Annotated in this window: 9 protein-coding genes; 2 read left to right on the plus strand and 7 right to left on the minus strand. The window is 56.1% G+C overall.

Annotated elements, in window-relative coordinates:
• Positions 1-42: 42 nt before the first annotated feature.
• Both GHO32_RS08810 and rnd read right to left on the minus strand, forming a co-directional pair.
• The gene (locus GHO32_RS08810) at positions 43-336 is read right to left on the minus strand and encodes a YcgL domain-containing protein (RefSeq protein ID WP_048368652.1); all 294 of its coding nucleotides are present in this window, start codon (positions 334-336) and stop codon (positions 43-45) included.
• Positions 333-1,466: a ribonuclease D gene (rnd, locus tag GHO32_RS08815; RefSeq protein ID WP_368668371.1), complete on the minus strand. Its 1,134-nt coding sequence runs from the start codon at positions 1,464-1,466 to the stop codon at positions 333-335. Before rnd ends, GHO32_RS08810 begins: the two co-directional genes overlap by 4 nt.
• Before the next feature lie 290 nt (positions 1,467-1,756).
• Between rnd and ampC the strand changes: the two genes are divergently transcribed.
• Positions 1,757-2,914 (plus strand): class C beta-lactamase, encoded by a 1,158-nt coding sequence (ampC, locus tag GHO32_RS08820; protein WP_153334636.1) that lies wholly within the window; start codon positions 1,757-1,759, stop codon positions 2,912-2,914.
• Here ampC and GHO32_RS08825 read toward each other — a convergent pair.
• Both GHO32_RS08825 and GHO32_RS08830 read right to left on the minus strand, forming a co-directional pair.
• Positions 2,911-3,555, minus strand: coding sequence for a class I SAM-dependent methyltransferase (locus GHO32_RS08825; RefSeq protein ID WP_123750332.1), 645 nt, complete (start codon positions 3,553-3,555; stop codon positions 2,911-2,913). The genes ampC and GHO32_RS08825 overlap by 4 nt on opposite strands.
• 195 nt (positions 3,556-3,750) lie before the next feature.
• Positions 3,751-5,130: a glutamine synthetase family protein gene (locus tag GHO32_RS08830; protein WP_153334638.1), complete on the minus strand. Its 1,380-nt coding sequence runs from the start codon at positions 5,128-5,130 to the stop codon at positions 3,751-3,753.
• Between the two features lie 528 nt (positions 5,131-5,658).
• Between GHO32_RS08830 and poxB the strand changes: the two genes are divergently transcribed.
• Positions 5,659-7,380, plus strand: a complete 1,722-nt coding sequence (poxB, locus tag GHO32_RS08835) for a ubiquinone-dependent pyruvate dehydrogenase (protein WP_123750331.1) — start codon at positions 5,659-5,661, stop codon at positions 7,378-7,380.
• Positions 7,381-7,461: 81 nt separating this feature from the next.
• Here poxB and GHO32_RS08840 read toward each other — a convergent pair whose 3' ends face one another.
• The 3 genes from GHO32_RS08840 to GHO32_RS08850 form a co-directional block, all read right to left on the minus strand.
• Positions 7,462-9,789: an AAA family ATPase gene (locus tag GHO32_RS08840; RefSeq protein WP_153334640.1), complete on the minus strand. Its 2,328-nt coding sequence runs from the start codon at positions 9,787-9,789 to the stop codon at positions 7,462-7,464.
• A 187-nt stretch (positions 9,790-9,976) separates the two neighbouring features.
• Positions 9,977-11,131 (minus strand): iron-containing alcohol dehydrogenase, encoded by a 1,155-nt coding sequence (locus GHO32_RS08845; protein WP_153334642.1) that lies wholly within the window; start codon positions 11,129-11,131, stop codon positions 9,977-9,979.
• Between the two features lie 94 nt (positions 11,132-11,225).
• The gene (locus tag GHO32_RS08850) at positions 11,226-12,380 is read right to left on the minus strand and encodes an iron-containing alcohol dehydrogenase (RefSeq protein WP_153338129.1); all 1,155 of its coding nucleotides are present in this window, start codon (positions 12,378-12,380) and stop codon (positions 11,226-11,228) included.
• Positions 12,381-12,382 lie beyond the last annotated feature (2 nt).

Raw genomic sequence — 12,382 nt, forward strand, 5'->3', positions numbered from 1 at the left:
AGCCACCGGCAATCAAAGTGAGTCTGTTCTGCACCAGGGCCTTTACACAGGGTCGTTACGACGCAACAGCTCTTCAGGCAAATGCTCGATGTATTCGTCTTCGGCCGGCGGCATTTGCAGGTGGTAGCCCTGTTCTTTGAGGTTTTCCAGGACTTTGCCGATGTCTTCACGGGCCAATGTGCGCTCCGGGGTCAGCACCAGGTCGAAGGCGTGCTGCGGTTTGCCAAAACCACTCAACAGGGTTTCAGGCACACGTTCCAGCGCTTCGGCTTTTAATACGTACAGGTACATGCCGTTGCGTTTTGGGCTGCGGTAGATCGAGCAAATATGTTTCAAGACGGTTCTCCAGCGTCGGCCAGGCAATCAAGCAGCGCCTGGCCCATCAACTCACGGCGCCAACCGCGCAGTGAGTCGGGCAATTGATAAGGCCCCTCGGGGTAGCCGCTTTTGAGCAGGGCTTCGAGGGTTTTCTTGCGCAGCATCAACTCGGGCGCAATGTTCAGACGCTCAGCCTCGGCCTGACCGATGGCACGCAGGCGCTTGACCAGCGCAGCAGCCTCGACCGGCAACGGCTCAGGCACGGCCGGGGGCCATTGGTCCGGGCCCAGGCTGCTTGCCCGCTTGATCAGATCCAGCAGGAACTCGCCATCCTGACGCACCGTGCGCGGGTGCATGTCTTCAATGCGCGCCAGGGTCACTAGGTTATCTGGCTGGGTTTTGGCCAATGGCCACAGCGCATGCTCACGCACCACACGGTTGCGTGGCAGGTCCCGGGCACGGGCTTGCAGCTCACGCCAGGCGCACACTTCGCGCAACACCGCGAGTTGCTGACGCGAGAGTTTCCAGGCCAGTTTGGCCTCTCGGTACACCTCGTAAGGGTCGACCTCACGGCGCAGGTTGGCCACCAGTTCGGCGCCGTCCTCCAGCACCCAGTTGTACTTGTCATCCGACAGGCGCGGACGCAACTGCACATACACCTCAGCCAGATGCTGGGCATCTTCAGCGGCGTAGCTGATCTGCGTTTCCGACAACGGGCGTTGCAACCAGTCAGAACGGGTTTCGCCTTTAGGCAGGTCGAGGTCGAGCACCTCTTTGACCAGCCTCGAATAACCCATCGAGAAGCCCAGGTTCAGATAGGCCGCTGCCAGTTGGGTGTCGAACAACGGCGCAGGCAAGCTGCCCGTCAGGCGCAACAGCACTTCCAGGTCTTCACTGCACGCATGCAGCACTTTAACCATCGCCGGGTTTTCCAGCAGTGCAGCCAGCGGCTGCCAGTTGTCGATGGTCAAGGGGTCAATCAGAAAAGCCCGTTCGCCGTCGCCAATTTGAATCAGCCCGGCAATCGGGTAAAAGGTGTCGACCCGCATAAATTCGGTGTCGAGGGCTATGAATGGCAAGTGTTGCCATTCGGCACAATGTTGGCCGAGGCTATCGTTGTCGCGAATCCAGTGAATATCGATGGCCACACGGCTCTCCCTTGAAGAATGGCGCGCAGTATATATCGCCACCGTGGCAATCAGCGCATTGACTCGTCCTCTTGTCGACGAAAAAGCCTACAAGTTAAAAGCCGATGACCTTCAATACTTCGCTATTTTTTGTTGATACGTTTTCCACCCACCGAGGCCAGGCCCGGTGGAACCACTAAAAGAGCGGCCGTAAGATTCACCCACAGTGGCGTCGTTACGAAATATGACGTGACAAGGTTATTAACTGAACCTGTGCTTCACCCCATGCTAATAAATCGGGATTTCCCTCTATGCGTATTACCCGAACACTCTCCACTGCAGCCTGCGCCCTTGCGCTGAGCACTCTTGCCAGAGTTGCCCATGCCGAGCCCTTTGCCCCGGACATTGAAGACAGCGTGCAAAAAGCCGCCAAAGCGCTGATGCAGCAGTACGAAGTGCCTGGCCTGGTCATTGCCATCAGTGACAAGGGCAAACAGCAGTTCTACAGCTTCGGCCTGGCCTCCAAAGAAACCGATGCCAGAACAACCCCCGACACGCTGTTTGAAGTCGGTTCGATCAGCAAACTGTTTACCGCCACCCTGGCGTCCTACGCGCAAGTCGAAGGCAAGCTGTCTTTCACCGAGCCGGTCAGCCACTACCTGCCGCAGTTGCAAGGCAGTGCGTTCGGCAAAGTGCCGCTGTTGCATCTGGCAACGCACACCGCCGGGGGGTTTCCCTTGCAAGTGCCAGACAGCGTAAAAAACGATGAGCAACTGCTGGATTACCTCAAACACTGGAAGCCGACCTATCAAGCCGGCACCCACCGAACGTACGCCAACCCCAGCATTGGCATGCTCGGCGTGATTGCCGCCAAGAGCTTGCAGATGCCGTTCAAGTCGGCCATGCAAAACATGCTCTACCCCGCTTTGGGCCTGAGCAGTACCTACCTGAGCGTGCCGCAGGACAAAATGCCGCTGTACGCTCAAGGGTATGACCAGCAGAACCAGCCGCGCAGGCTCACCCAGGATGTACTGGCCGACGAAGCCTACGGCGTGCGGACCAGCGCTCGCGACCTGATTCATTTTGCGCAACTGAACCTGAACACGGGCAAGCCCGAATCGGTGATCGAACGTGCAGTGCTGAACACCCACACCGGCTACTTCAAGGTCGGTCCCATGACCCAGGACCTGATTTGGGAGCAATACCCTTACCCGTTCACGCAGGCAGACCTGCTGGAAGGCAACTCAAACACCATGGCCTACGAGACCAACAAGGCCGTGGCGTTAAACCCGCCGCTGGCGCCACAAAAAGCCGTATGGCTTAACAAAACCGGCTCCACCTCGGGGTTTGGCGGCTACATCGCGGTCCTTCCCGACAAACAGCAAGCCGTAGTGATCCTGGCCAACAAAAACTACCCCAACAGCGCCCGCGTAGAGCTGGCCGATGCGATTTTCAAGGCGCTGAACTAAGCGCCTTTGCGCAGCACATAAATGCTGCCCTGCGCAAAGCCGGGCAGCACATCGTAATGCTTGAGGATGCTGAAGCCCGCCAGGGCGAACTGCGTTTCAAGCTCATGCTTGCTGATGACTACCCGCTGGCTGTCACGCTGGCGGGTTGTGCGCCCGACCGACACCGACACAATCAACGTGTCGCGGCTAACCCGAGAGAGTTCTCGCAAAATGGCCAGGCGGTGCTCGCTGTCACTGACGTGATGAAACAGCTGCATGCAAAAGATGCTGTCCACGGCGTTTTCAGACAAATCGATGGAAAACACCGAGCTTTTAAACAGCGTGATGCGTTTTAGCAGGCTTGCAGGATGATGGGTTTGCGCATGGTCGAGCATGCCTTGCGAAGCGTCCGCCGCCAGAATGACCCGATTGGCATGCTCAGCCAGCACCGGCCAGAAACGCCCGACGCCGCAGGCCACATCGAACACCAGCCCCGGCTCCCCCGCCACTTTAAGTGCCCGGCGAACCAGTCGTTGCTCACGCCACCCGGCCAGACGCCGGACGAGCCCTGATGGCCGCACGGCCAGGCAGATCTGCGCATGTTCGCGGTCGTAACGCTCGGCGAACTCAAGCTCAATGGTGGAAGGTAGCTGCGATGACATGGCCCGCGAACTCTTGTGTTTAGGGATATTCAACACAAAGGTTAAGGGCCAACCAGTGAAAAAAATGTTAGGAAAGTATGAAAAGCAGCGTGATTAAACACGCAATTCTGTAGGAGCGAGCTTGCCTCGCGATCTTTTAAACGATCAAAAGATCGCGAGGCAAGCTCGCTCCTACAGATTAATCAGCAGCGCTGATTACGCCTGCTGCAAATACCAGCGCCAGTCCTGCTCGCCCACTTCGCCCATGAACTGGCGGTACTCGCCGTTTTTCACGGCCAGATACACCTTCAGGAACTCAGGGCCAAACGCCTCTTTGGCCCACTCCGAGGCTTGCAGCGCGCGCAAGGTGGTCAGCCAGTCGGTCGGCAGCAATTTGCTGGCCTGGGCGTAGCCATTGCCTTCAATCGGCGCACCCGGGTCACGCTGCTCACGGATCCCGCGATGAATACCGGCCAAAATGGCCGCAGCGGCCAAGTACGGGTTGGCGTCTGCGCCACAGATTCGGTGCTCGATGTGCCGCGAATACGCCGGGCCGCCGGGGACACGCAAACTCACGGTGCGGTTGTCGACTCCCCAGGTCGCAGCCAGCGGCGCGTAGCTGTTGCTCTGGAAACGGCGATACGAGTTGGCATTCGGGCAAAACAGCAGCAACGAGTCGAGTAAGGTGCTGAGCATGCCGCCCACCGCGTGTTTGAGCAGCGGCGTCCCGGCCGGTGCTTCGCTGGCGAACAGGTTGTTGCCTTCCTTGTCGGCCAGGCTCACGTGCATGTGCAGACCGGTGCCAGCAAGGTCATCAAACGGCTTGGCCATAAAACACGCGACCATCCCGTGCTTGTGCGCCACGCCCTTGACCAAGCGTTTGTAGCGCACTGCTTCGTCCATGGCCTGCAAGGCATCGGCGCGGTGCTCAAGGGTAATTTCGACCTGCCCCGGCGCGTATTCAGAAATCGCCGTGCGCGCCGGAATCCCTTGCAGTTTACAGGCACTGTACAAGTCAGCGAGGAACGGCTCGATTTGCTCCAGCTCACGCAGCCCGTACACCTGGGTTGCACGTGGCCGCTGACCGTCGGCATCACGGGCCGGTTGCGGGCGCCCGTTGCTGTCGCGCTGCTGATCGAGCAGGTAAAACTCCATCTCGGCCGCCATCACCGGGTAATAACCGTCAGCGTTGAGGCCATCAATGACCCTGGCCAGCAAATGCCGTGGATCGGCCACTGTGGCTGGCATGCCCTGGGTCGGGTGCATGCTGACTTGCACCGCGGCGGTGGGGATCAAGCGCCACGGCATGCGTTGCAAACTGCCGCTGATCGGGTAGGCCCGGCAGTCGATATCGCCCACGTCCCACACCAGCCCGGTGTTTTCGACGTCATCGCCATTAATGCTCAGGCCCAGAATCGTGCTCGGCAGCGGCCGCCCGCTTTCATACACCGCCAGCAACTCATCGCGGTGCAGCAACTTGCCGCGCGGCACGCCGTTGTTGTCGATGATAAACAGCTCGAACATCTCGATGTCCGGGTTCAGTTCCAGAAAATCGAGGGCTTCATTCAGCGGGGCAAACGGGGTCGTAGCAGTCATGGTTGTGCTCATCATTTCGTATCAGACAGGCGCACGGGCGCGCCGAGGCAACTGCGCCTTTTCAAGGCAGCAGGCAGTCAGGACTTAATGCGAAAGACGAGTATCCGGCGGGCGGGCATGCCGGCAGTGGAACAGGGCCCAAAAGGCCAATTTGGAAGGGAGTGCACAACGGCTGGAGGGGCAAGGGGCAAAGTAACGGGACCGAACGCCACGCAATAGCGGTGTCTGCGACACACTGCGTCGTTCATGCGCTCCTCGCGAACCACCCATACCTTCGACCTTGGTCAACACTGAAGCCGTAGCCTCACACGACTGGGTGACCCGATGCAACACAGAGTTTCAGATATTCAGTTGCAGGCTGACTAAACATTAATCGCCCAGCCGCGCGCTAGAGAGCGGCACGGTTGTGGCACATGAACAGATTTTCATCGAACGTTTTAAAAACCGGCAAGGTCGGATGCAGTGTCTATCCTGCTTGGGCAAAGGTAACCCAAGCCATCTTTTATCTGACTTTGAGAGGCGTCTTCCGTGTCCAGAACAGTAGCCGATTTCATCACCGAGACTTTTCAGCAAGCCGGCGTTAAACGTGTGTATGGCGTGGTCGGCGATTCTTTGAATGGCTTTACCGACTCGCTGCGCCGCCAAGAGCAGATCAAGTGGATTCACATGCGCAACGAAGAAGCCGCAGCCTTTGCCGCAGGCGCTGAAGCGCATCTGACCGGCGAACTGGCGGTGTGTGCCGGCAGTTGCGGGCCCGGCAACCTGCATTTGATCAACGGCCTGTTCGACGCCCATCGCAGCGGTGTGCCGGTGCTGGCGCTGGCCGCGCACATTCCGGGCAGCGAAATAGGCATTGACTACTTTCAGGCCACGCACCCCGAGAGCCTGTTCAAGGAGTGCAGCCACTACGTGGAGCTGGTATCACGTCCCGAGCAACTGCCGCAAATTCTGGAGCGCGCCATGCGCATCGCCATCGCCAAGCGCGGGGTAGCGGTGGTGGTGATTCCGGGGGATGTGGCGCTGCAGGAAACCGAAGCGAAAGTCCCGAACTGGCTCACCCCGACTCAGCCGCTGGTTCGCCCCAGCGACAGCGATATCGATGAGTTGGCAGCCTTTTTGAATGACGGCAAAAAAGTCACCCTGCTGTGCGGCGCCGGCTGCGTCGATGCCCACACCGAGATCCTCGCCCTGGCCGAACGTCTGAACGCACCCATCGTGCATGCGTTGCGCGGCAAGGAGCATGTCGAGTACGACAACCCGTATGACGTCGGCATGACCGGGCTGATCGGTTTTGCCTCGGGCTACCTGGCCATGAAAAACTGCGACACGCTGCTGATGCTCGGCACCAACTTCCCCTATCGGCAGTTCTACCCGGAGCACGGCCACATCGCGCAGATCGACCTGCGACCCGAAGCGCTGGGCAATCGCTGCGGCCTGGAGTTGGGGCTTCTCGGCGATGTGAAGCTGACGTTACAGGCTGTACTGCCCAAGCTGGCGCAAAATCCGGATCGCGATCACCTTGAATCAGCCCTTAAGGATTACAAAAAAGCCCGTCAGGACCTCGACGCGCTGGCTGAAAGCGGCCCCAACAGCGACATCATCCACCCTCAGTACTTGAACCGTCTGGTCAGCGAACTGGCGGCCGAAGATGCAATTTTCACCTGTGATGTCGGCACCCCGACCGCATGGGCCGCCCGTTATCTGAAAATGAACGGCCAGCGCCGCCTGGTCGGCTCGTTCAACCACGGCTCGATGGCCAACGCCATGTTGCAAGCCATCGGCGCACAGGCGACCTTCCCTTACCGGCAGGTGATTTCAATGTCCGGCGATGGCGGTTTCACCATGATGATGGGCGACTTTTTGACCCTCAATCAGGTGGGTTTGCCGGTCAAAGTCATTGTGCTGAACAACGGCACCCTGGGCTTTGTTGAAATGGAAATGAAGGCGGCCGGTTTCCCGGATGTCGGCTGTGACCTGGACAACCCCAACTTTGCCGCAATGGCCGAAGCGATGGGCGTCAAAGGGATTCGCGTCGAGCACCCGTCGCAGCTGGAAGCCGCATTGCGTGAAGCCTTCAGCCATGACGGCCCGGTGCTGGTGGATGTGGTCAGCGCCCGTCAGGAACTGGTGATGCCGCCGACCAAAACTTTCGAACAAGCCAAGGGCTTTAGCCTGTTCATGCTTAAAACCGTGATGGATGGCCGCGCCAAGGAGTTGATTGATCTGGCCAAGGTCAATCTGTTGCGCTGAACAAAACAGCGGCGCCTGAGGGCGCCGCTGCTCAGCAAATTAAACCAGCGCCGTCACTAAAGAAATGACAGGCTGATCTCGTCAAACCACCGCAGGTTTAGGTGGGGCGACAACCTCCACCATTTCGTTGTAGTGGACTAAATCAATTTCTTCAATCCATTTAAATATGTCTTCAATTACGCTATGGCTTTCCCCCGCCAAGTTTTCAGCCGACTCCTCGTTGATTTCAATTACATCGCTGTGAGAGTACTTGTTAATAAAGCGATAGATTTTTTCTTTTGTTTCGGCCGTAGTTACTGTGCAGTTCTTTAATCCGCTTTCCAATAGGGCGTTAACGTCTGAGCGCCCTTTAGGAAATTTAAAAGTAAAAAACGACTCTACTAATTTTCTGGATAGGTTTGCTGTTAAAAAAGCTTCGTCTCTATCAAGAGTCTTACGCTCTTTATACAGATATAATTTCGAAAAAATGTAATGGTACTCTGAGTTGTAGTCCGTCAAAGAAGAGTCAGCATTCATTAGTAGGGACTCTCTTGGCAGCGCTGCTGTAGTGTCAATTCTGAAGAAGAATGCTACCGGCGGCTTGGCCGGTATTTTTTTACTTCTATTTTTATTAGTCCCGTTGAACCAGTCTCGAACCAGTTTGTAGTACGTAAAGTTGTGAGTGAGCACAAAAAGTTGCTTAGCATCGATACATCTGGTTTTTAGAAACGAGTATGCGTGGAACAGATGATTTGAGTCGAAGCTCGATACTGGATCATCCACTACGACAATCGTATCTTGTATTCGATTGTTATTTTCCTCTAGCTTAGTTATGAAGTATATAAATGCGATTGCAGTTTTTTCACCCTCGCTGAGATTACCGTCATGCGTCCCTACATTATTTCTTATTATCTCGTAACCTTTTCGAGCGCTGTTGAACTTTAAGCACAGTTCGCTACGGCCTATGAATTTATGCAGAGAGTCATTGAATTTGTCCGCACCTATAGTTTCGTTTGATAAAGATGCTTCGATGGTCCTTATTTCTTGCTTAGCTTTTTTTATCGTCTCATCTAAAGCGTTGAGTTCCGCTGTCTTGGTTTCAATAGTCTTTGCTTTACTTCCGAAGCCAAATGCTTTGATTTCACTTGCTGCGTAGTGAAGCTCTAACGCTTCCTTGCTTTTTTTTGTTTCTTTTTCAAAATTGTCGGTTTTATTATCATGTTGTTCGGTAATGTTTTGGACGTCAGTTAGAGTGCTGTTGAATGCATCAATTGAAGTCGCAGCTATCTCTTCAATGTTGATTTCGACGTCAAAAGGATTCTCTATTTTTTTATCTAAAGCGATTTGCCACTTTTTGATTTGCTCATTGATTTCGTTCACCGCCGCAGAATTGCGTCGAGCCGCCGCATTTAGAGCCGTGGAAAACTCTTTATATAGTGTCTCTGGGGATGGCAGCATAGGTTGAGTGATACTTTGGTTAATCAGCCACTCGTGGGCTTTGGCTAACCTAGATTGGAAGTTTTTAAATTCTTCACTGAAGTGGCTTTCTATTTCCTTAGCTCTTTGTTCCGATACTTGGTTTCCACAAAATTCACAGCAGCTTGAATTGTGCCGGTGATGTATCTCTATACCATCCTGCACCCATTTCTGAATATCGCTGTTCTGACTTAACCTTTCCAAGGTTTTGCTAACCGCTGTAGTTTTTAGCAAGTCTCTTAGCCTAGTGGAAGCTTGTTTGTAATACTCGTTGTCAAGAACGGTTTTGACGAATCGTATAGCCGGCAGCTGTGCCGATTTAGCTGAGTTGGTAAGCTCAACTATCTTGTCTTTTTGTAATATAGAAGCCGGGGCGTCAATTTTTTCTTTATTTCGAACTATGAAACCCTCTAGTTTTCGCTTGTCATAATTTAAGTAGTAGCTATCACTCGTATCAATTGACTGTAATCCAGTCTTAACATGCCTTGCACTATCCGTCATGAATTTAGCTTGGTCAGTGACAAGTCGGCCGAGCGAAGTATTTTCAATAGTGTATTTTGCGTCTTTTTCTTTTACCTGCTTCTTAAGCTCTTCAAGTTTTTTAATTTCGTCTATCTTTTCTTTAGCCACTAGCAGTATGCTTTTAACGGAGCTGTTCCAATCTATGTTGTCTTGCACAAATTTCTGATTAAAAACTTGAATATTAAGGTTGCTGGTAGCTAGATTTTTTTCCGTTACTGTCGACCCAGCATCTGTTGTAATAGTGAACTCTGAGCCTGTAAAGCTCGGATTAGTAGTTCGCTTTTCAAGGGAGGAAAAAAGACCTGAAAGTGTTGATTTTCCTGTGCCATTCCAACCATATACAAGATTGTATCGCCCGAAGTTCTGGGTCGCCTTATTATTATAGTTTTTGAATATCCCGAAGTTTTTGAGTTTTTGAATGTTGCTTATCATTGCTGCGCTCCGTGCTGACAATTGCATTTATATATGTCGGTTGATACCCAGCCGGCATTATTTTGTAGTAGTGGCAGGATGATGGTAGACCAGAACCGAGGATGCGTATTCACACGTGGCTTCAGCGCCACGATTAGCCCCCCTCCTTGACGAAAATAGGAGGTCCAATGCTTGTGTTAAGCAAGGCTTAGAAAATACCCCGGTAAATCGCTTCAACCTCCTGCTCGTTCATGTCACACGGGTTACTGTCGATCAAGCGACGAATGCCCACCACCACCTCGCTGGCCATCACCGCCAGTGACGGCTCATCCACTTTCAACTCAGACAACCGCAGCTCCAGGCCGCTGTCCTCAACCAGGCTTTCAATGGCACGCACAAAGGCTTCTGCGGCGCTGGCTTCGTCGGCAAAATGCTCGCCCGGCAACAGGTGCGCCGCCAGTTCGGCGTACTGGCGCTGAGCCGTGGGCAGGTTAAAGCGAATCACCGGGGCCATGACCAAAGCATTGGCGTGGCCATGGGGGATGTGAAAGCGCGCACCCAACGGATACGCCAGGGCATGAATCGCCGCCACCGACGCATTGACGAACGCCATGCCCGCCATCAACGACCCTTGCAACATGGCCGTGCGCGCTGGCAGGTCCGTGCCGTCGGCCAGCACCTTGCGCAGGTTGGAGCCCAGCAAGCTCAACGCGGCCGTGGCCAGACCATCGGAAATAGGGTTTTTGCGGGTGCGGCTGGTGTAGGCCTCAATCGCATGCACCATGGCGTCCAGCCCCGTGGCCGCCGTCACTTTGGGCGGCAGGCCCAAGGTCAGCAGCGGGTCGAGAATGGCCACGTCCGGCAGCAGTTGCGGCGAATAGACCGCCTGTTTTTTATTCTGCGGATCGGTAATCACCGACACCCACGTCACCTCCGAACCGGTGCCTGAGGTGGTCGGCATCAGCACCAGCGGTACCCGTTTGCCACGGGCTTTGTCGGTGCCGTAGAGGTTTTCCAGCGGCTGCTCGCTGTTGGTCAGCAGAGCGACCAGCTTGGCGGCGTCCAGTGAACTGCCACCGCCCAGGCCTAGCACGCCGTCGGCCTGGAATGCCTTGGCCTGAAGGGCGGCTTGCTCGACCACGGCTGAAGACGGGTCCGGCGTGACGTGATCAAACACCGCCACCGCGCACCCGGCGGCTTCGAGTACCGCTTGTGCGCGGCCGGCGAAGCCGAGGCTGACGATCCCCGGATCACACACCAGCAGCACCCGCTGCGCCCCCAGGCCACGGAACACATAGCCAAGTTCTTGCAGTGCCCCGGCTTCGCAAATGATGCGCGGCACGCTTCTGAATTCATGGTTCATCGCTGACTCCTGTTAACTGATGAATACACCGCCTCGCGATCTTTTGATCGTTTAAAAGATCGCGAGGCGAGCTCGCTCCTACAGAGCCCGGCGTTTACAACACCGAGGTGTAGAGGGCGTGGATGTCGTCGCGGTTTAGCGGGCGGGGGTTGTTGATCAGCAGACGCTCGATTTTCAAGGCGTCATCGGTCAGTTGATTGATGTCTGCGTCGGTGACACCCACTTCGCTCAGGCGCTGAGCAAACGGCATGCGCGCCACCAGCCGGGTCATAAAGTCGATAAAGCCGTCGCACGCCTCACGGGGGCTGGCGAAGCGCTGCCCCGGTAACACCGCACTGGCCAATTGCGCGTACCAGGCTTCGGCGGCCGGGCGGTTGAAGTTCAACACTGGCACCAGCACCAAGGCATTGCTCAAGCCGTGGGGCACATGGAAATGCCCGCCCAGCGGATACGCCAGTGCATGCACCGCTGCCACCGGCGCGTTGGCGAAGGCCATGCCCGCCAGCATCGAGCCCAGCAACATGTTCGAACGCGCCTGCAAATCACCGGGCTCGGCCAGCACGCGGTCCATGTTGGCCGCCAGCAAGGTCAATGCCTGCACCGCCAGGCCATCCGACAGCACGTTTTTTTTGTGCGCGCTGGTGTAGGACTCGATGGCATGGACCATGGCATCCACACCGGTCATGGCGCTGACAGCGGCGGGCAGGCCGACCGTCAGCTGCGCATCGAGCAACGCGATGTCGGGGTACAGCAGCGGGCTGACCACGCCCTTTTTCTCGTGGCTCGGGGTGGTGACAATGGCCACCGCCGTGACTTCCGAGCCGGTGCCTGCGGTGGTCGGAACCTGGATCAGCGGCAAGCGCGGGCCTTTGGCCAGGCCGATGCCGTAGATGTCCTCCAACCGTTGTTCGTGGCCGCAGAGCAAGGCCACCAGCTTGGCGATGTCCAGCGAGCTGCCGCCGCCCAGGCCGATAACCGCCTGCGCGCGGCATTCGCGCGCCACCGCCACGGCGTCTTCAACGCAGGCCACCGGCGGGTCGGCCTGCACGTCGCTGTACAACGTGACCTGCAAACCGCTGTCGCGCATGGCGTTGATCGGCGCGTCGAGCAAGCCTGCGCGCAGCAAACCGGGGTCGCTGACCAGCAACACCCGCTCGGCATTCAGTTCTCGGCACAAGGCGCCCAGGCGCAGTGCGCCGTCGATTTCGCAGATCACCCGAGGTGTGGTTTCAAAGGTAAATTTTGACATGA

Source organism: Pseudomonas sp. FSL R10-2189, assembly GCF_009600325.1.
GTDB classification, from domain to species: domain Bacteria; phylum Pseudomonadota; class Gammaproteobacteria; order Pseudomonadales; family Pseudomonadaceae; genus Aquipseudomonas; species Aquipseudomonas helleri.